Here is a 21,149-nt window from a genome sequence, read left to right as displayed (position 1 = left end):
TGACCTTGAGCGCTTGTTGCTGGCCCGCCAGTCGCTCCCGGCGATAGCAAGCGACGAGCGCAAGCTGGATCGAATCGTCGCCGCGGAAAGAGTCGGGGCCAAGTCGCACTGATTCCTTCGTTTCCATATTTCGAGTAATATCGAACAATGGAAACGAACCAGACCATCGCCGCCCTGTCGGCCCTCGCGCACGAGTCGCGCCTCGCCGTATTCCGCGCGCTCGTGCAGGCCGGCCCGTCGGGCCTGCCTGCCGGGCAAATCGCGACGCTGCTCGACGTGCCGCCGTCGTCGCTGTCGTTTCATCTGAAGGAACTGGCCCACGCGCAGCTCGTCACGAGCCGCCAGGAAGGCCGCTTCGTGTTCTATTGCGCGAACTTCGCGACGATGAACGGGCTGATCGGCTACCTGACCGAGAACTGCTGCGGCGGCAATCCGTGCGCGCCGGTCTCCGCCTGTTCGACCTCCTGCTCCGACCAAACGTAGGCACACGTCCACATACCCGCCGATGACCACCAACGTCCTGATCCTCTGCACCCACAACTCCGCCCGCAGCGTGCTCGCGGAGGGCATGCTCAATCACTGGGCCGCGAAACTCGGCCGCGACGTGCGCGCCTACAGCGCCGGCAGCGCGCCGAGCGGCCGGCTCAATCCGTTCGCGCTCGACGCGCTCACGCGCGCCGGCATCGATGTCACCGGATACCGCAGCAAGAGCTGGGACGAATTCGTCGGCGACGGCGCGCCGCGCATGCGCATCGTCATCACGGTATGCGACAGCGCGGCCGCCGAGGCGTGCCCGTACTGGCCCGGCAGCCCGGTGAAAGTGCACTGGGGCTACGCCGATCCGTCGAATGCCGAGGGCGGCGACGCAGGCAAGCGGCTCGCATTCGAGCTGACGCGCGAGGCGATCGGTTACCGGATGCTGCAACTGCTGGCGTTGCCGCTCGACCGGTTGAGCGACGCCGAGCTCCAGGCGGCGTTGATCGCGATCTCGCGGAACTGAGCGTCCGCACTGGGGCACGCTCGAACCCGTGTGCCGCTTGCGTCTTCCCAGCATCGAATCCTGTCCGATGAATACGTCCAACACCATCCCGCCTTGCAACGCCGCCGCGAAGCCGGCGATCAATTTCTTCGAACGCTACCTGACGGTCTGGGTCGCGCTGTGCATCGTCGCCGGCATCGCGCTCGGCCAGGTGCTGCCCGGCCTGTTCCAGCGCATCGGCCGCATCGAGTATGCGCAAGTGAACCTGCCGGTCGGGCTGCTGATCTGGGTGATGATTATCCCGATGCTCGTGAAGGTCGATTTCGGCGCGCTGCATGAAGTGCGACGGCACGTGAGGGGGATCGGCGTCACGCTCGCCGTGAACTGGCTCGTCAAGCCGTTCTCGATGGCCTTCCTCGGCTGGCTGTTCATCCGCCAGCTGTTCGCGCCGATGCTGCCGGCGGACCAGATCGACAGCTACGTCGCCGGCCTGATCCTGCTGGCCGCCGCGCCGTGCACGGCGATGGTGTTCGTGTGGAGTCGGCTCACGGGCGGCGATCCGCTGTTCACGCTGTCGCAGGTCGCGCTGAACGACAGCATCATGGTGATCGCGTTCGCGCCGCTGGTCGGGCTGCTGCTGGGGATGTCCGCGATTACCGTGCCGTGGGCGACACTGCTCACGTCGGTGCTGCTCTACATCGTGATTCCGGTGATTCTCGCGCAGCTCTGGCGCAAGCGGCTGCTGCGGCGCGGCCAGGCGGCGTTCGATGCCGCGATGGCGAGGATCGGCCCGTGGTCGATCGCCGCGCTGCTCGCGACGCTCGTGCTGCTGTTCGCGTTCCAGGGCGAAGCGATCCTGAAGCAGCCGCTGGTGATCGCGCTGCTCGCGGTGCCGATCCTGATCCAGGTGTTCTTCAACGCGGCGCTCGCGTACTGGCTCAACCGCGCGGTGGGCGAGAAGCACGATGTCGCGTGCCCGTCCGCGCTGATCGGCGCATCCAATTTCTTCGAGCTCGCCGTCGCGGCCGCGATCAGTCTGTTCGGTTTTCACTCCGGCGCGGCGCTCGCGACCGTCGTCGGCGTGCTGATCGAGGTGCCGGTCATGCTGCTGGTGGTGCGCATCGTGAACCGGTCGAAGGGCTGGTACGAGCGCGCTTGAGCCAACCACGGAATCCATCCATGACCGACCGACTGACCGACCTGCCGCAACTCGACCCCGAACTCTTTCGCGTGCCGGACGCAAGCCGCTTGCGGCCGGCTTCGCCGTCCACGCATCCGCCGCGTTTCCTGCTGCTGTACGGTTCGCTGCGCGAGCGTTCGTTCAGCCGCCTGCTCGTCGAGGAGGCCGGGCGCCTGCTCACGGCGATGGGCGCCGAGGTGCGCGTGTTCAATCCGAGCGGCCTGCCGTTGCCCGACGATGCGCCGGAGAGTCACCCGAAGGTCGTCGAGCTGCGCGAACTGGTGCAGTGGTCCGAAGGGATGGTGTGGTGCTCGCCGGAACGACACGGCGCGATGACCGGCATCATGAAGTCGCAGATCGACTGGATTCCGCTGTCGATCGGCGCCGTGCGGCCGACCCAGGGCAAGACGCTCGCGGTGATGCAGGTCAGCGGCGGCTCGCAGTCATTCAACGCGGTGAACCAGATGCGCGTGCTCGGGCGCTGGATGCGCATGCTGACGATCCCGAACCAGTCGTCGGTGGCCAAGGCGTTCATGGAATTCGACGAAGCAGGGCGAATGAAGCGGTCGGCCTATTTCGATCGCGTCGTCGACGTGATGGAGGAGCTGGTGAAATTCACGCTGCTGACGCGCGACATCGGTTCGTATCTGGTCGACCGGTACAGCGAGCGGAAGGAGAGCGCGGGGGAATTGTCGAAGCGGGTGAATCAGCGGGCGATCTGAAGAAGCGGCGAGTGCGTCGTCTCGCGAGACACGATCGAGACAGGCAGCATGTGCGAGCACGATCCACAGCCATCCGGACCGATTCAATTCCGAACGCGTGCCGCGACGAGCACCGCCACCGGCAACGCACCCAGACAGCGCTCGAGCCGAATCACGCCGTCAGGCGCCGCGACTTCGCTTCCGTCGCTCAGCCAGTCGATCCACCGCTCGCCGGCGCCTTGCGGCACGACCACGGCCGTATCGCCCCATGCCCGGGGTTCCACGCGCGGCAGCGCCGGCGCGTCGCCGAGCAGCCGGCACGCGAGCCGCGTCACCGCGACCACGACCGTCGCCGCTTCGTCGCAGCGCGCGAACGCCACCGCGTGCCGCCCGAGTTTTCCGCGAACGCGCAGCGGCACGTACGCGCCGTCCGCGAACGTCGTTGGCCAGCGCGTGCGCAACGCGAGCATCCGCTCGACGAGCGCGCGCTTCACCCGCGCATCGGGCCAGTCGCGCAGGTACGCGGCGACCGGTTCGTCGACCCGTTCGGCCGCCAGCTTCGCAAACGGCACGTCGCGCCGGTTGTCCGGATCGACGAGCGAGTGATCCCATGACTCGGTACCTTGATACAGATCGGGCACGCCCGGCGACGCCATCCGCAACGCCGCCTGCGCGAGACTGTTGACGACGCCGGCCGGCGCGATCCGCGCGACGAACGCATGCAGTCGATGCGTGAAATCGCCCGTGCCGTGCGGCGCCAGGATCGCGCGGACGAACGCCTCGCAAGCGCGCTCGTAGTCCGCATTCGGCGCGAGCCAGTCCGTATGCTGTTTCGCCTCGCGCAGCGCCTTCGTCTGCCACCGCACCACGCGCTCCGCGAGCGCCGCGAGGCCGGCCGCATCGTCGGGCGCGAGCCCCGGCGGCCAGCAGCCGACCAGCGTCTGGTACAGCATCGCCTCCGCGGAAGGCCCCGGCGTCCATGCAAGATCGCGATGCGCGCCGCCGCGCCAAGGCTGGTTCAACGCGGACCACTCGAGCGACACCGCGCGCCACCGGTCCGGCACTTCGCTCAGCACCGCAAGCCGCGCGCGCGCATCCTCGCCGCGCTTGTGATCATGCGTCGCCGTCGCGACGAGCGTGTGCGGAACGGTGCGCGCGCGTCGCCGGTTGCGTGCATGGAACGCGCCGCGCGACAGGCTGAACTCGCCGGCATCGGCGCCGACCTCGTTGCGCGACAGCAGCCGTCCGTAGCGATAGTTGGCCGTGTCCTCGACACCCTTCGCGGCGAGCGGCGCGGTGAGCTGCGCGAACGCGACACGCGCCGCGTGCAGCGCCGCGGCATCCGCGCGCGGCACGCGCGTGCCGGGCAGCCCGAGCCAGCCGGCGACGCGATCGAGTGCGTAGCGGTCGGACGGATCGATCGCCGCGCACGCCGCGTCGTACGCGTGCGCCAGCACGCGACGATCGGCGCCGGTCGGCTCGTCGCCGAGGGTCGGGTAGAGCCGGTACACGGGCAGATGCACGGCGAGCTCGCCCAGCACCCGATGGATCGCAATCCGGCTGATGTCGCGCGTCGCGGGCGCGGCGCGGGCGACGCGGTGCAACGCTCGCGCGACGCGTTCATGCTCGCCCGCAAGCTGCCGTGTCAGCACGCGCCGCTTGCCGGCCACCGCTTCCTGAGCGAACGAGCGCGCCGAACCCGACACGGCAGCCCAGTGCGCGGCGAGCGGAGCGGCACCAGCCGGGTCGTGCAGCAGCGCGGCGACGTCGTTCATGAAGTCGTAACCGGTCGTGCCGTCGACGCGCCAGTCCTCGCGCAGCGTCTCGCCCGCCGCAAGAATCTTCTCGACGACGACATACGGCCGCTCGTCGCGCTGCGCGGCGAGCAGCGCATGCAGGCGCCGGCAGTACGCACGCGGGTCGGCGAGGCCGTCGACGTGATCGACGCGCAGGCCGTCGATGAAGCCGGCGGCATGAAGTTCCAACGGCAGTGCGTGCACCGCGTCGAACACCGCTTCGTCTTCGACGCGCACGGCTGCGAGCGTCGCGATGTCGAAGAAGCGCCGCCAGTTCAGTTCGTCGGCGGCCGTGCGCCACCATGCGAGGCGGTAATGCTGGCGTTCGAGCAGCCGGTGAAGGCACGCGCGCGAGCGCGCGCGGCGCGGATCGGCGCCGCGCAGGATCGCGTCGAACGCATGCGGGCCATGGGTGGCGGCGTAGTCGCGCAGCGCCGCGTGTGCATCCGCGAGGCGCGCGCTGCCGCGTACCGGCGCGGCAGCGAAACGTTCGGCGAGTGCGTTCAGGTCCGCACGATTGGTGATGCGCAGGATTTCTGCATAAGTTGCGGCGGCGACCGGCAACCTCCTGCCCGGGCAGGCGAGGAAGAAGCATCCGGCTGAAGGATCGGCGCCGAGCATGATGTCGCCGGCCGCGAGCGCGTCGCCGTAGGGTGCGCCGAGGCAGGGCAGCAGCACCTTGCCGTCGAGCGCCGTATCGGGCGGATGCCAGTCGATGTCGAAGTAGTGTGCGTACGGGCTCGCCGGTCCCCATTCGAGCACGTCGTTCCACCAGCCGTTCGACGCGCCGCCGACACCCATGTGGTTCGGCACGATATCGACGATCACGCCGAGGCCGCGCGCACGCAGCGCGTCGATGAGGCGGCGGAAACCGGCTTCGCCGCCGAGTTCGGCGCGGGTCGCGCGATGGTCGACGGTATCGTAGCCGTGCGTCGAGCCGGGCTCGGCTGTCGTGATCGGCGACAGGTACAGGTGGCTCACGCCGAGCCGCGCGAAATAGTCTGCGTGCGCGGCCACGTCCTCGAACGTGAAGCCCGCGTGCAGTTGCAATCTCAGGGTCGCGCGCGGGGTCATGCGTCGTCCTCCGGTACATGGCGTGCGCGCTCGATCGCCGCGATGCGTGTGCGTACCTCAGCGTCGAACAGCGCGTCGACCGTGCGCGGCAGTCGGCGCAGCCAGTTCGGGTGGCCGCATGGCGGGCCGGGCAGGTTCGGTTGTTCTGCCAGTGCGAGCAGATCCTCGAGCGGCACGATCGCGAGCGGCGACGGGCTGCGCGCGACGTACGCGAGGACGGCGCCGACCGGCGGCATATCGGCGGGCGGGACCGGATCGCTCACCGGTGCGCAGCCCGCGTGCTGCAACGCGCGCCACAGCATCGCGCGGTCGGTGGCGCGTTCGGCCCGGGCGGCCGTGAGGTCCGGGGCGGGCGACGGTGTGTTCGGCGCGGAGGGCGCGCCGTGGCTGTCATCCGTGGCCGGCGTATCGTCACGCATGACCGGATTGTTCCGTTCGTCCCGGCCCGAGCCATGTGCGGCCGCGGCGCGACCGATGTCGTCGCCGGCATTGCGTGCACTCGCGGCTCGCCGCACCTGGTCGCTCCGGTCAGCCGCATGCCTGGCCGCATCAGTATTGGCATGCTGCGCGTCCGGGCCCGCCCCGGCCACGACCCGCCGCCATTCGAGATCGACACCACGCCACCAGCCGGCCACCGTCGGCAGATCATGCGTCGACGTCATCGCGATCGCGTCGCGATCCCACGCCGACGGCGGCCGAAACGCGCGACCGGCGTCACGTTCGAACCACAGCACGCGCATCCCCGCGATACCCTGCGCGCCGAGCCGCTCGCGAAAACCTTCCGGCACCGTGCCGAGATCCTCGCCGATCGCGACCGCGCGATGCCGTGCCGCTTCCAGCGCGACGAGCCGCACGAGATCGTCGAACGGATAGCGCAGGTACGCGCCGTCGCGCGGCGACCGGCCCTCCGGCACGATCCACATCCGCGCGAAGCCGAGCACGTGATCGATGCGGATCCCGCCCGCATGCGCGAAGGCCGCGCGCAGCAGCTCGACGAACGGCGCGAAGCCGTTCGCGCGCAGCGCGGCGGGCGTCCACGTCGTCACGCCCCATGCCTGGCCGTCTGCATTGAACAGGTCGGGCGGCGCGCCGACCGACACGCCGCGCAGCAGTGTCGTGCCGTGCGCCCACGCATCGCTGCCCGCGCGATCGGAGCCCACCGCGAGATCGGCGATCAGCCCGATCGTCATTCCCGTATCGCGCGCGGCACGCTGTGCGTTGCCGAGCGCGTCCGACGCGCACCATTGCAGGAACGTATGAAACGCGATCGTCTCGGCATGCGCATGGGCGAAGGCGTCGACCTCGGCTGATGCCGGCGTCAGCCACTGCGCGGGCCATTGCCGCCAGTCCGCGCCGACCCCGTGTTCGATGCAGAACGCCTGCAGCGCGTCGAAGCGCGCGTGCGCGTCGAGTGCCGTGCCGCCCGCCGCGCGGAACCGCTCGAACGCGTCGCGCGACGGCTCGCCGTTCGCGCGCCACGCATCGAAACACGCGCGCAACCGGCGCAGCTTCAGCGGCAGCACGTGCGGCCAGTCGATCAGCGGCGCGTCGCCTGCGTTCGGCATGCCCGGCGCCGCGCCGCTCGTTCGCCGCACGATATCGGCGCCCGGCACCGCATCGCAGTCGAGATACGCGACGTTGTGCCAGCGCCGCGACGACGGTGAATACGGGCTGTCGTGTTCGGGCAGCGCCGGGTACCCGGCATGCGTCGGACTGATTGCGACCGCGTGCGCGCCGTGCCGCGCCGCACGCGTGGCGAGGCCGGCGAGCGCGGTGTAGTCGCCTGCGCCGTCGTCGCCCGTGCGGCGCAGGCTGTAAATCTGAGCCGCGATGCCCCAGCGGCGCCGCGCGTCCGGCGCGTCGTCGCAGGCATCGAACGGCCGTGTACGCGGCGGCGCGATCGCAAGCCCGATCCGCTGCTCGCCGATGTCGAGCGCGTGATAGCCGGGCAGCGCGAGCGGCGGCAGCGTGCCGTATTCGCCCGTGCCGCTCACGCGCCCGTCGACGTGTCCGCCCGTTTCGAGTGAAATCCGGAAGCGTGCGCCGGGCGGTGCGACACCGCGTGGCAGCGTGAGCGGCACGCCGGCGTCGCCGGTCACGGCGCGCGGTGCCGCGTCGTGCGCGGCGGCGAGCGCGGCCGCGCTGTCGACCCGCTCGATCGGCGTGCCGCACGGCCAGCCGAGCGCACCGACGAGCGCGATGAGCGCGTCGTCGTCGACTCGCCGGGCGACGCCGCCCGCATCGATCCAGTCGGGCTCCAGCCCGGCCGCACGCGCGAGTTCGGCGATCGGTACGTCGGTCGTCATGGCCGCGTATGCCCGTTCGAGCGGTGGCTCAGCGCATCGTGGTTGACCGCGCCGTCGCGCCACGCGATGCAGGTGCGCGCAGGCAGCCGCTCGTCGGCCAGACGGTCGCGCGCGCGCGGCGGCGTTTCGAACACGATCTTGCCGACCGGTAGCGCCGACAGCACCGCGTCGTGCGAGCCGGGATTGAACGCGATCATCAGCGTGCTGCCGTCGCCGAGCCGCCAGCGTGCGACGAGCGCCACCTCGGCGCCGTCGCCGTTGCGGGCCAGCAGTTCGACGCCGAGCGCGCGGGTGCCCGGCAGGTGCGGCGTCACGAGCGCCGCGCGCACGGTCAGCGCGCTGCGATAGAAGCGCCGCCACGCGTCGGCGTCGGGCCACGCGTCCTCACCCGCATGGCCGGGCGACGAGCGCACGAAGGTGCCGACGTCGTTCGGATCGGGAATCGCGTCGCGATGCGCGGGATCGGCGAACGCGGGAAACGCGGCGAACTCGCGGCGCCGGCCTTCGCGCACGGCGTCGGCGAGTTCGCCGCGATAGTCGGTGAAGAACTGGAACGGCTGCGTGCTGCCGTCTTCCTCGCCCATGAACAGCAGCGGAATCTGCGGCGCGAGCAGCATCAGGGCGGTGGCCGCGCGCACGGCGTCGTCGTTCGCGAGCGCGCGCAGGCGTTCGCCGAACGCGCGGTTGCCGATCTGGTCGTGGTTCTGCAGGAACGTCACGAACGCGGTCGGCGGCAGGTGCGCGCTCGGCACGCCGCGCGGTGCGCCGCCGTGCAGCGGCGACGGCTCGCCCTGGTACGCGAACCCTTCGCCGAGCGTGCGCGCGAGATGGCGCAGCGGCGCATCGGCGTACGCGCGGTAGTAGCCTTCCCGCTCGCCGGTCAGCAGCACGTGCGCGCTGTTGTGGAAGTCGTCGTTCCACTGCGCGTCGAAGCCGCCGGGCCCGAGCAGACTCGCCGCATTGCGTTCGTTCTCGAGCACCAGATGCACGTGACGCGCGTCGCCCGCATACGCGCGCACGCGGCGCGCGAGCGCGCGCAGCCACGCGTCGTCGTCGATCGCGTGCGCGGCGTCGATGCGCAGGCCGTCGAAACGGAATTCGTCGAGCCAGTACAGCGCGTTGTCGATGAAGAACGCGCTCGTCTGCGCACGCGAGAAGTCGATCGCGGGCCCCCATGCGGTCTGCCGGTCCGCACGGAAAAATGCTGGTGCATAGCGCGGCAGCAGGTTGCCTTCGGGGCCGAAGTGGTTGTACACGACGTCGAGCAATACCTGCAACCCGAGCCCGTGGGCGGTGTCGACGAGTGCCTTCAGTTCCTCGGGTCGCCCGTACGACGCGTCGGGCGCGAACGGCAGCACGCCGTCGTACCCCCAATTGCGCGCGCCAGGGAACGCGTTGACGGGCATCAGTTCGATCGCGGTCACGCCGAGCGCGGCGATATCCCGCAGGCGCCGCTCGACGTTCGCATAGCCGCCGCACGCGCCGACGTGCAGTTCATACAGCACCGTCTCGTGCCACGGCCGGCCGCGCCACGCATCGTTGAGCCAGCGGTACGCGGCCGGATCGACGACCTGGCTCGGGCCATGCACGCCATCGGGCTGGAAGCGCGACGCGGGATCGGGCACGGCGAGACCGTCGTCGAGCAGGTAGCGGTACAGCGTGCCGGGGCCATACGGCGCGACGACCTCGAACCAGCCGTCGCCCGCGGCCGGCATCGGGATGCGCTGCTCGCCGTGCAGTTCGACGGTGGCCGTGCGGCTCGCGGGTGCCCATAGGCGGAACCGCGTGTGCGCTGCGTCGATGCAGGCCGCGCCGAACGACGAGGCGAACGCGTGTGAGACGGGCGGGTGGGCGGTACGTGACGTCATGGCGGCTCCTTACGCGGGCGGGGAGGGCGGCACGGCCGCGACGGCGATCACGGCGGCGTGCGCGGCGACGTCGAGGCCGGCCTCCGGCCACGAACGCGGCCCGGCGTCGGGCGTCGCGGTGTCGAGCAGCACGCGGTAGTCGAGCACCGGCGCGGGGAGCCTGAACGTGATGGGGTGCGTCGACGCGTTCAGCATCACGAGCAATGCCTCGGTGCGTCCGGTGCGGCCCGTGCCGACGCGTCGCATCGTCAGCGCGCGACGCTCGCCGTCCTCCCACGCGGGCACGCTCAGCGCGCCGCCGCGCTCGTCGAACCAGTCGATCTCATGCATGCCGGGCGCGCCGTCGCGGTCGCCCGACGGATAGCGCGGCGCGGACATCACCGGATACATGCGCCGCAGCGCGGCGAGCCGCGACACGAAACGCGTCATCTGCACGCCTTCGTCGCTGCGTGCAAGGTCCCAGTCGAGCCACGACAGTTCGTTATCCTGGCAATACGCGTTGTTGTTGCCGTGCTGCGTGCGGCCGAATTCGTCGCCGGCGACGATCATCGGCGTGCCGAGCGCGGTGAACAGCGTCGCGAGCATCGAGCGCGCGACGCGCGCGCGCAGGTCGCAGATCGACGCGTCGTCGGTCGCGCCTTCGACGCCCCAGTTCGCGCTGCAGTTGTCGTCGCGACCGTCGCGGCTGTCCTCGCCGTTTGCCTCGTTGTGCTTGTGCGCATACGAAACCAGATCGGCGAGCGTGAAGCCGTCGTGCGCGGTGACGAAGTTTACCGATGCCCACGTATGGCGCCGTTGATGATTGAACAGGTCGGCCGAGCCCGCGAGGCGTGCGGCGAGTTCGGGGCGTTGCCCTGCGTCGCCGCGCCAGAAGCGCCGCACGATGTCGCGAAAGCGGTCGTTCCATTCGGCGAAACCGGGCGGGTGGCGGCCGAGCTGATAGCCGCCGGGCCCGAGGTCCCACGGCTCGGTGATCAGCTTGCGCTGCGCGAGCACCGGGTCCTGCCGCAACGCGTCGAAAAACCCCGCGCCAGGCTCGAAGCCGTGATCCTCGCGGCCGAGCGTCACGCCGAGATCGAAACGGAAGCCGTCGATATTGAACGCGGTGGCCCAGTAGCGCAGCGAGTCCATCACCATCTGCACGACGCGCGGATGCGACATGTTCAAGGTATTGCCGCAGCCGGTCTCGTCGACGTGGTAACGCGGGTCGCCGGGCCGCAGCCGGTAGTAGCTGGCATTGTCGAGGCCGCGCCACGACAGCGTCGGGCCGAGTTCGTTGCCTTCGCAAGTATGGTTGTAGACGACGTCGAGCACGACCTCGATGCCGGCCGCGTGCAGCTGCCGGATCGCGATACGCATTTCGTCGAGCCGCCGCGTCGACAGATACGACGGCTCCGGCGCGAAGAACGCGGCCGTGTCGTAGCCCCAGTAGTTGCGCAGTCCGCGATTCACGAGCGCGCGCTGCTGCAGGAACGCGTGCACGGGCAGCAGCTCGACGGTCGTCACGCCGATCGACAGCAGATGATCGATGAACGCCGGATGCGCGAGCGACGCGAAGGTGCCGCGTTCCGGCGCGCGCAGTCCGGCGCGGCGCATCGACGCGCCGCGCACGTGGGCCTCGTAGATCACGGTGCTGCGCCACGGCACGTTCGGGCGCTGGTCGGTGCGCCAGTCGAACGCCTCGTCGACGACCACGGCCTTCGGCATCGCGGGCGCCGAATCGCGGCGGTCCATCGACAGGTCCGCGCGGTTCGAATGCACGCGATAGCCGAACAGCGCGTCGGACCAGCGGAAATGACCGACCAGTTTGCGCGCGTACGGGTCGAGCAGCAGCTTGGTCGGATTGAAGCGGTGGCCATGCTGCGGCTGGTACGGGCCGTCCGCGCGAAAGCCGTACACGGTGCCCGGATGCGCGTTCGGCAGGTACCCGTGCCACACCTCGTCGGTGCACTCGGGCAGGTCGAGCCGTGCGAGTTCCTTGCGGCCGGTCGGGTCGAACACGCACAGCTGGATGCGCTGCGCGTGCGCGGAAAACACCGCGAAGTTGGTGCCTAGACCGTCCCAGGTCGCACCGAGCGGATAGGCGCGGCCGGGATCGAGTCGGGATGGCAGGGCGGTCGGCATGGGGCGGGTCTCCGTGTCGAGGTCGCCGGGTGTCAGGCAGGGCTCAGCCACACGGTCGCGAGCGGCGGCAGGCGCAACGTGGCCGACCACGATTCGCCGTGCGCGGGCACGGCTTCCGCCCACACGGCGCCGTCGTTGCCGGCATTGGTGCCGCCGTACACGGCCGCATCGGTGTTCATCAGCTCGCGCCACTGGCCGGGCGCGGGCAGCCCGATGCGATAGCCGGCGCGCGGCACCGGCGTGAAGTTGCTGACGGAGACGACGAGGCGTCCGACATCGTCGCGGCGCGCGAACGCGAACACGCTGTTGTCGCGATCGTCGCTGATCAGCCACGCGAAGCCTTCCGCGTGGCAGTCGAGCGCATGCAGCGCCGGCTCGGCCGCGTACACGCGGTTCAGGTCGCGCACGAGCCGTTGCACGCCGCGATGCGCGGGCGCGTCGAGCAGATCCCAGTGCGGCGTCGCGTCGTGCGCGAACTCGGCCCATTGCGCGAATTCGCCGCCCATGAACAGCAGCTTCTTGCCGGGATGCGCCCACATGAAGCCGAAGTAAGCGCGCAGCGTCGCGAGCCGCTGCCACGCGTCGCCGGGCATCTTCGTGGCGAGCGAGCCCTTGCCGTGCACGACCTCGTCGTGCGACAGCGGCAGCACGAAGCGTTCGGAGAACGCATAGACGAGCCCGAACGTCATCCGGTCGTGGTGATAGCGGCGATGGACCGGATCCTCGCGCAGATACGCGAGCGTGTCGTGCATCCAGCCCATGTTCCACTTGAAGTCGAAGCCGAGCCCGCCGTCGCCGGTCGACGCGGTGACGCCCGGCCACGCCGTCGATTCCTCCGCGAAGGTGACGACGCCCTGCGGCGCGAGCGCACCGTGCAGCGTGTCGTTCAGCGTGCGCAGGAACGCGACCGATTCGAGATTCTCGCGCCCGCCGTGGACATTCGGCACCCACTCGCCTTCCTTGCGCGAATAGTCGCGGTACAGCATCGACGCGACCGCGTCGACGCGGATCCCGTCGACGTGATAGCGCCGTGCCCATGCGAGCGCCGACGCCACGAGGAACGCGCCGACCTCGTTGCGCCCGAGGTTGAACACGCAGGTGTTCCAGTCGGGATGCATGCCTTCGCGCGGGTCGGCGTGCTCGTACAGCGCGCTGCCGTCGAATTGCGCGAGACCGTGCGGGTCGTTGGGGAAGTGCGCGGGCACCCAGTCGACGATCACGCCGATGCCGGCCGCATGCGCGCGATCGACGAAGCGCGCGAAGCCGTCGACCGGCCCGAAGCGCGCGGACGGCGCGAACTGCGCGAGCGGCTGGTAGCCCCACGAGCCGCCGAACGGATACTCGGAAATCGGCATGAACTCGACGTGCGTGAAGCCCATGCCGCGCACGTATGGGATCAGCCGCTCGGCGAGCTCGTCCCAGGTCGCGCTGCGGTCCATTTCCTCGGGCACGCGCTGCCATGACTCCGCATGCACCTCGTAGATCGACCATGGGATGCGGAAGCGGCGGTCCGCGTGCGGCCGTGCGCGCAGCCAGTCGTCGTCGTGCCACGCGAACGCGTCGAGCGCCGCCGTATCGGCGACGACGGACGCGGTGCGCGGCGGCGCCTCGGTCGCGCGCGCGCACGGGTCGGCCTTGTGCGGCAGCACGCGCCCGTCGCTCGCGCGCAGCTCGTACTTGTAGTGCTCGCCTGCGCCGATGCCCGGCACGAACAGCTCCCACACGCCCCACGGCCGCCGTAGCCGCATCGGATGCCGACGGCCGTCCCAGACGTTGAAGTCGCCGACTACCGACACGCGCTGCGCGTTCGGCGCCCACACCGCGAAGCGCACGCCGTCGACGCCGTCGATGCGCGCGGGCGTCGCGCCGAGGCAGTCGAGCACGGCGGCCGGGTCGCCGGCTGCGAAACGCGCGAGCGCCGCGTCGTCGAGCAGCATGCCGAACGCATAGGCGTCGTCGGTCACCTGGCGCGTGTCGGGCCAGTCGATCGCGAGCCGGTAATGGCCGTCGTGCGCGAGTGTCCCCGCGAAACAGCCGGCGTCGTTCACGCACGCGAGCGTGCCGAGCTCGTCGCCGTCGGGCGTCACCGCGCGCACGCGCCGCGCGCCGGGCAGCAGTGCGCGCACGACGATCCGCCCGGCATCCCCGTGCGGGCCGAGGCACGCAAACGGGTCCGGATGGCGGCCGGCGAGCAGTGCATCGATATCGTGACGGTCGAACAGCGTCTCGGTCATTGGGCGCCTCCGTTGTCGGGTGTGCCGTGCGCGTCGAGCAGGCGTTCGACGAGTGCGGCGAGCCCGCCGACCGGCACGCCGAGCCAGTCGGGGCGGTTCGCGGCCTCGTAGCACAGCTCGTACGACGCCTTGTCGATCAGGAACAGCGCGAGCAGGCGATCGGCGTAGCGCGGGTCGACGAAGCGTTCGGGCGCCTCGTCGGCGGCCGCGCGATAGCATTCGACGAAGCGATCGGCGGCGGCCTGCCCGAAGCGGTCGAACAGCGCACGCTTGCGGCCGGCCGCCTGCGGCGGCGCCTTCTCGATCGCGAATTGCGCGGTCGCGCTCACGTACGACAGCGAGCGCAGGAAGCCGGCCACGTCGCGCAGCGGATGCGACTTCGCGCGGCGCCGCTCGAGCGGACGCGCGGGCTCGCCCTCGAAGTCGATCAGCAGCGCGTCGCCCTGCACGTCGAGCACCTGGCCGAGATGGAAATCGCCGTGAATCCGCGTGCATTGCGCGTCGAGCGTGCGCGGCACCAGTTCGCCAAGCGCCTGCACGGCCGCGTCGCGCGACGCGAGCAGCGTGTCGGCGGCGGCGCGCATGGCCGGATCGAGCGCATCGAGCCGCGTGGCCAGTACGTCGAGCGCGTGCCTGAACGACGTGATCGCGTCGAAACACCAGCCGTCGACGTGCTCGGGCGTCGCGCGCTCCGGCGTGAATGCCGGGTCGTCGCACGGCTGCGCCAGCGCGACGTGCAGCTGGCCGAGCCGCGTGCCGACGATGCCCGCGAACGCCGCGTAGCCGAGCAGCGCATCCGGTTCCTCGTCGGGCTCGGCCGCTTCGCCGTCGGCGACGGCGGGCAGCGCGAGCTCGTCGACCGCGCGTTTCAGGAAGTCGAACGATCGCGTCCACGCGTCGCCCTGGTTGTCGACGTAGCGCTGCAGGATCGCGACCGTATGCGGCGAGCCGTCCGGATCGACGTGCACGACCTCGCCGGCGAGCGTCGCGGTGTTCGCGTAGCCGATCCGCGTCAGGTGGCGGCTCATCTCCGCTTCCGGATGGATGCCGTGCGCGACCTTGCGCACCAGCTTCAGCACGATCTCGTCGCCGATCACGAGCGAGCTGTTGCTCTGCTCGGCCGCGAGCCAGCGCACGTCGGCGTCGTCGCCGGGGTCGAGCGCGGCAAGCGCACGTTCGGGCAGGAAGTCGAGGCGGCCGCCGTCGGACGTCGGCACCGTCGCGCCGTCGCGCAGCTTGCGCAGCATCCCGCGCGCGAACGCGGGCAGCGCGAACGCGTCGGTCAGGTAGCCGACCGTGTGGCCGCGCCGCACGCGCGCGAGCGCGAGCTGGGCGAACAGCGGATGCGACGTCTCGCCGCCCCATGCGGCAGCCAGCGGCACGACGTAGCGTTCGACGCCGCCGTCGCTCGCGGACACCCAGGCCTCCGCGTACTGGAACGGCTCGTCCGGTATCGGCGTGACGACATTCAGCCACGCATTGCCGATCTTGCGGTCCTTCGACGCGAACCAGCGCCGCCGCGTGAGCCACGACGCGAGCGCATCGTGCGCGAGCGTATGCAGCTGCCCGACGTCGGGCCGCACGTCGCCGCGCCGCATCACGATCGTCACGTACTCGGGCAGCGGCTCCGCGTGCGGCTGCCGCCACGACGGCTCGCGACCGTGCTCGGACAGCACGAACCATAGAAACCCGTACGGCGGAAAGGTGAGCAGGTAAGTGAGCTGCCCGATCGGCGGAAACGCCGAGTCCGACGTCATCTCGATCGGCACGCGGCCCGCGAATTCGGAGAGATCGAGTTCGACCGCCTGCGACGAGCGCGACAGGTTCGCGACGCACAGCACTGTCTCGTGACCTTCGAGTTCGCGCAGGTACGCGAGCACCTTGCGGTTCTCCGGGCGCAGGAAGCGGATCGTGCCGCGCCCGAACGACTGCGTCGCGCGACGCGTCGACAGGATGCGGCGCATCCAGTTCAGCAGCGAATGCGGGTCGCGCGTCTGCGCCTCGACATTGACCGCGTCATAGCCGTACAGCGAGCCCATCACGGGCGGCAGCACCAGCAGTTCCGGGTCCGCGCGCGAGAAGCCGCCGTTGCGGTCCGACGACCATTGCATCGGCGTGCGCACGCCGTCGCGGTCGCCGAGGTGGATGTTGTCGCCCATCCCGAGTTCGTCGCCGTAGTAGATGACCGGCGTACCGGGCATCGACAGCAGCAGCGAGTTGATCAGCTCGATGCGGCGCCGGTCGCGCTCCATCAGCGGCGCGAGGCGGCGCCGGATGCCGAGGTTGAGCCGTGCGCGCCGGTCGGACGCATAGGTCTGCCACAGCAGGTCGCGCTCCGAGTCGGTCACCATCTCGAGCGTCAGCTCGTCGTGATTGCGCAGGAACACGGCCCACTGGTTGCTCGGCGCGAGCGCCGGCGTCTGCCGCATGATGTCGACGATCGGGAAGCGGTCCTCGCTCGCGATCGACATGTAGATGCGCGGCATCAGCGGGAAGTGGAACGCCATGTGGCATTCGTCCTCGTGGCCGAAATATTCCTGCACGTCTTCCGGCCACTGGTTCGCTTCCGCGAGCAACATCCGGTTCGGATACTCGGCGTCGATCGTCGCGCGAATGCGTTTCAGGATCGCGTGCGTCTCCGGCAGGTTCTCGTTGTTGGTGCCTTCGCGCTCGACCAGGTACGGAACTGCGTCGAGCCGCAACCCGTCGATGCCGAGATCGAGCCAGAAGCGCATTACCTGGAGCACCTCGCGCACGACGGCCGGATTGTCGAAGTTCAGGTCCGGCTGGTGCGAGTAGAAGCGGTGCCAGTAGTACTGGCCTGCAATCGGGTCGTGGGTCCAGTTCGACGTTTCGGTATCGAGGAAGATGATCCGCGTGCCGGTGTATTTCGTGTCGGTATCGGACCACACGTAGTAGTCGCGATGTATCGAGCCGGGCTTCGCGCGCCGCGCGCGCTGGAACCACGGATGCTGGTCCGATGTGTGGTTGATCACCAGTTCGGTGATCACGCGGATCCCGCGCGCGTGCGCTTCGCGGATGAAGCGCCGCACGTCGGCGAGCGTGCCGTAGTCGGGATGCACGTCGCGGTAATCGGCGATGTCGTAGCCGTCGTCGCGGCGCGGCGACGGGTAGAACGGCAGCAGCCAGATCGTGTCGACGCCGAGCTCGGCGATGTAGTCGAGCTTCATGATCAGGCCGGGGAAGTCGCCGATCCCGTCGTTGTTCGAGTCGTAGAACGACTTTACGTGCACCTGGTAGATGATCGCGTCCTTGTACCACAGCGGATCGTCCGCGCAGAGCGCGGGCGCGCGGCGCCGCGACCGGCGCCGGCGCGGCGTGCCGGCCGGTGCGAGCGAGGGGAACTGCGCGCGGCGCACGTCGTCGAGGGAGTCTTCGCGTTTCATCATGCGTGTGCTCCGGAAGGGTGTCGGGCGTCGCCCGGCTCGGGCGCCGCCGCTCGCGCGGCGCCGGGAGACGGCGCGAGCCGCCAGATCGCATACGGCCGGACGTGCGGGTCGAGCGACACGTACTGGCGATGCCCGCGCCACGTTTCGGCATGCGCGGCGTCCTGTTCGAACGCGTCGAGCGGCTCGCCGTCGACGAGCCCGAAGCCGCGCCACAGCGACGCGTCGAGCGTGAAGTTCGCGGCCTGCGGGTGCCACGGGTCGAGGCTGATCGCGACCGCGACGACGCTGTCGTGCGCGGGCGTCGCCTTCACGAACACGAGGACCTGGTCGTTGTCCGCGTCGGCGAACGTGAGGCCAAGGTGAGTTTGCAGCGCCGGATGCTCGCGCCGCGCGCGGTTCAGCCGCGCGACTTCGGCGCCGATGTGCGCGGCCTTGTTCCAGTCGCGCGCGCGCAGCTCGTATTTCTCCGCATCCGCGTATTCCTCGCTGTCGGGCAGCGGCGCCGATTCGCCGATCTCGAAGCCCGAATACAGGCCCCACGAGCCGGCGAGCGTCGCCGCGAGCGCCGCGCGGATCACGAACTGCGAGCGCGGCGCGTTCTGCAGGTGGCGCGGATTGATGTCGGGCGTGTTCACGAAGAAGTTCGGCCGGAAAAACTCGCGCGGCGGGCCGGCCGTCAGCTCGGTCAGGTAATCGATGAACTCGCGCTTCGTCTCGCGCCACGTGAAATACGTGTACGACTGCGAGAAGCCGACCTTCGCGAGCCGGTACATCATGCCCGGCCGCGTGAACGCCTCCGACAGGAACACGACGTCCGGATGCTTGCCGCGCACGTCGGCGATCATCCACGCCCAGAACGGAAGCGGCTTCGTGTGCGGATTGTCGACGCGGAAAATCCGCACGCCCGCGTCGACCCAGAACAGCACCGCGTCGCGCAACGCGACCCACAAGTCGGGCAGCGCGTCCGGCGCGTAGAAGTCGGGATTCACGATGTCCTGGTAGCGCTTCGGCGGATTTTCCGCGAAGCGCAGCGAGCCGTCGGGCCGCCATGCGAACCAGCCCGGGTGCGCGGCGAGCCACGGATGGTCGGGCGAGCACTGGATCGCGAAGTCCAGCGCGATCTCGAGCCCTTGCGCGCGCGCCGCCTCGACCAGCGTCCGGAACGACGCGAGCGTGCCGAGCTGCGGATGCACGGCCGTGTGGCCGCCGTCGTGCGAGCCGATCGCGTACGGGCTGCCGACGTCGTCCGGGCCGGCCTTCAGCGTGTTGTTGCGGCCCTTGCGCGCGGTCGTGCCGATCGGGTGGATCGGCGGGAAATACAGCACGTCGAAACCCATGTCACGGATGCGCGGCAACTGCGCGATCACGTCGTCGAACGTGCCGTGCCGGTGCGCATCGTTGCTCGCCGAGCGCGGGAACATTTCGTACCAGCTCGAGAAGCGCGCGGCGCGGCGCTCGACGTCGACCGGATAAACCGTTTCGTCATGGGTGACGAACGGCCGGTAGCGCAGCGCCGCGAAGGCATCGGCGAGCGCGGGCGCGCCGATCAGCGCGAGGCGTTCGTCGGGCGACGCGTCCTTGAAGTCGGCGCTCAGCCGTTCCATCTGCCCGATCGCGCGCGGATCGATCGGGTCGGCGAGCTTAAGCGCGGTCGCGAGCAGCAGTTGCGCTTCGCGCACCTCCAGCGTCACGTCCTGGCCGGCCGCACGCTTCTTCGCGATGTCGGTGACGAGCGATGCCCAGTCGTCGCGCCATGCGATCACGCGGAACGCGTGGCGGCCGAGCCGGTCGAGCGAGATGCGCGCGTGCCAGCGATCGTTCGGCTCGGCGACGAACGGCACTTCGCGCCAGTCGTCCTCGTCGTCCGCGCGCCATTGCAGCGCTGCCGCGAGATGCGCATGCCCGTCCGAGAAAATAGATGCGTGTACAACCAGCGTTTCGCCGATCACGCGCTTGATCGCGAAGCGGCCGCCGTCCACGGCCGGCTCGACGCGTTCGATCGCGATCCGGTCGGCCGCGAGCGCGGCGGACAGCGCGGTACGCTCGCTCGCGGCGTCGGCGCGCGGGATCGCTGGCGGCGCGCGCCAGGCTTCGCGCAGCGCATAGCCGCCGGGTTCGAGCGTGAACGCTTCCAGCGCGACCGGCGCGTGCTTGCGCGCGCCGTCCGGCGTCGCGACATGGGTGAAGCCGCCCGGCACGCCGGGCAGGATCGTGGCGGAATCGACCGGCGCTTCGGTATCGAGATCGGGATTCAGCGCGATCAGCAGTGCCGTGTCGTCGTGCTCGAGCGACGGGCCCGTGCCGCGCAACAGTGCGGTCGCGGCTGCGCCGGGCGCGCTCAGTTGCGCGATTTCGCCGCGCTGGGCCGCGAGCGGCGTCGCGCGGCGCCATGCATTCGCGTCGGCGATTGCGCCGGACAGATCGAAGCGCGCGCCGTCGAACGCGGCGCGATAGCGCGTGGCATCCGCATCGCGTGCCATCAGCGGCAGCGTGACGCCGCGCTCGAAGCCCATCGGCAAGAGCCAGCCGGTGCCGACCGCCGCCGCGGTCCACAACGCGCGGTGATACGCCCGGGCGACCGTCTCGTCCGGCGCGTCGCGCCAGTCGTCGGCGAGACGCGGGCCGTCGTAGGCGTCGGGAAACGCGATCGGCGAGCCGATGCGCCGCAACAGACGGTGTTCGTCCGCGAACCACGGCGAACGCAGATCCCACCAGCGTACCGACGAGAACACCGCGTCGAAGCCGGCCGCCTCGAATTGTGCGAGCGCGTCGCGCGCATGGCCGGGTACGCCGGCCAGCACCGTGACGTCCGGGCGCGCGCGCCGCAGCGCCGCGCGCCAGCCGGGCCACCACGCGGCCGGCAGATGATGCGGCGCGTCGATCAGGAAGCCGGCCGCGCCGGCGGCCGCGAACGCAGCGAGATGCCCGCACCACCACGCGGCGAGTGCGTCGTGTGTCGAATCCTCGCCGACCTGTGCATGCGCGACGTCGAGTTCATGCGCGGCTCGGCGCGGATCGATCAGCGCGTCGTCGTGCGAGCGCTCGACGTACCAGTCCGGATGCTCGACGCGCAGCGGATTGTCGCGCGCGATGCGATCGGGCACGACTTCGAGCATCACGCGCAGCCCGTGGCCGTGCGCAAGCTGCGCGAGCCGCGAGAACGTCTCGAGCGCGCCGGCGCGCGTCGCGAACGTCGCTGCCGGCCGATGGAAGTCGGCGACGTGACGCGGAAAACCCGCGACGCTGGCGGCCCAGAAGCCACCGATCAGCACGTGATCGAAGCCCATGCCCGCGATGTGTGCGAACGTGTCTGGCCACGCGTCGAGCGGACCGACGAGGCGGGCATCGCAGAAGTAGAGATGTGGGGCGAAGGGGGGCGTGACGTTCATGGAATGGCGTGGGCGGGCGGCGGCGAACGGTAACGGCCGTGCGCCGCAACCCGCGTGCCTGCGGCGCTGCGCCCCGCGCGGCAACGTG

The 21,149-nt window shown here is 70.4% G+C and carries 11 protein-coding genes; 4 read left to right on the top strand and 7 right to left on the bottom strand.

Going from position 1 to position 21,149, the window contains the following annotated elements:
* Positions 1–147 precede the first annotated feature (147 nt).
* The 4 genes from DIE11_RS16025 (at position 148) to arsH (ending at position 2,881) form a co-directional block, all read left to right on the top strand.
* Positions 148–483, top strand: a complete 336-nt coding sequence (locus DIE11_RS16025) for a helix-turn-helix transcriptional regulator (RefSeq protein ID WP_059602419.1) — start codon at positions 148–150, stop codon at positions 481–483.
* Positions 484–505: 22 nt separating this feature from the next.
* On the top strand, positions 506–1,000 hold the full coding sequence (locus DIE11_RS16020; RefSeq protein ID WP_059602423.1) for an arsenate reductase ArsC: 495 nt from the start codon (positions 506–508) through the stop codon (positions 998–1,000).
* Positions 1,001–1,067: 67 nt separating this feature from the next.
* Positions 1,068–2,138, top strand: a complete 1,071-nt coding sequence (arsB, locus tag DIE11_RS16015; RefSeq protein ID WP_124625419.1) for an ACR3 family arsenite efflux transporter — start codon at positions 1,068–1,070, stop codon at positions 2,136–2,138.
* 20 nt (positions 2,139–2,158) lie between these two features.
* On the top strand, positions 2,159–2,881 hold the full coding sequence (gene arsH / locus DIE11_RS16010; protein WP_124625417.1) for an arsenical resistance protein ArsH: 723 nt from the start codon (positions 2,159–2,161) through the stop codon (positions 2,879–2,881).
* 83 nt (positions 2,882–2,964) lie between these two features.
* On the opposite strand, the gene treY is transcribed toward arsH, so the two are convergent.
* Genes treY through DIE11_RS15975 form a run of 7 tightly spaced genes read right to left on the bottom strand, consistent with a single transcriptional unit; the run spans position 2,965 to position 21,061 of the window.
* Complete coding sequence (treY, locus tag DIE11_RS16005; RefSeq protein ID WP_124625415.1) at positions 2,965–5,730, bottom strand: malto-oligosyltrehalose synthase; 2,766 nt, start codon at positions 5,728–5,730, stop codon at positions 2,965–2,967.
* Positions 5,727–8,036 (bottom strand): 4-alpha-glucanotransferase, encoded by a 2,310-nt coding sequence (gene malQ, locus DIE11_RS16000; protein ID WP_124625413.1) that lies wholly within the window; start codon positions 8,034–8,036, stop codon positions 5,727–5,729. The genes treY and malQ overlap by 4 nt, the downstream gene beginning before the upstream one ends.
* Positions 8,033–9,904, bottom strand: coding sequence for a malto-oligosyltrehalose trehalohydrolase (gene treZ, locus DIE11_RS15995; protein ID WP_124625411.1), 1,872 nt, complete (start codon positions 9,902–9,904; stop codon positions 8,033–8,035). The genes malQ and treZ overlap by 4 nt, the downstream gene beginning before the upstream one ends.
* Before the next feature lie 9 nt (positions 9,905–9,913).
* Complete coding sequence (glgX, locus tag DIE11_RS15990) at positions 9,914–12,028, bottom strand: glycogen debranching protein GlgX (RefSeq protein ID WP_124625409.1); 2,115 nt, start codon at positions 12,026–12,028, stop codon at positions 9,914–9,916.
* Between the two features lie 32 nt (positions 12,029–12,060).
* Positions 12,061–14,262, bottom strand: a complete 2,202-nt coding sequence (gene glgB, locus DIE11_RS15985) for a 1,4-alpha-glucan branching protein GlgB (protein ID WP_124625407.1) — start codon at positions 14,260–14,262, stop codon at positions 12,061–12,063.
* Positions 14,259–17,669, bottom strand: a complete 3,411-nt coding sequence (gene treS, locus DIE11_RS15980; RefSeq protein ID WP_124625616.1) for a maltose alpha-D-glucosyltransferase — start codon at positions 17,667–17,669, stop codon at positions 14,259–14,261. The genes glgB and treS overlap by 4 nt, the downstream gene beginning before the upstream one ends.
* A complete protein-coding gene (locus DIE11_RS15975) occupies positions 17,669–21,061 on the bottom strand; it encodes an alpha-1,4-glucan--maltose-1-phosphate maltosyltransferase (RefSeq protein WP_124625405.1) in 3,393 nt (1,130 codons plus the stop codon). The genes treS and DIE11_RS15975 overlap by 1 nt, the downstream gene beginning before the upstream one ends.
* Positions 21,062–21,149: the final 88 nt, after the last annotated feature.

Origin of the sequence: Burkholderia sp. Bp9012, from assembly GCF_003853825.1 — a bacterium.
Lineage (GTDB): Bacteria > Pseudomonadota > Gammaproteobacteria > Burkholderiales > Burkholderiaceae > Burkholderia > Burkholderia diffusa.
This window is presented reverse-complemented; position numbering and strand designations above follow the sequence as displayed.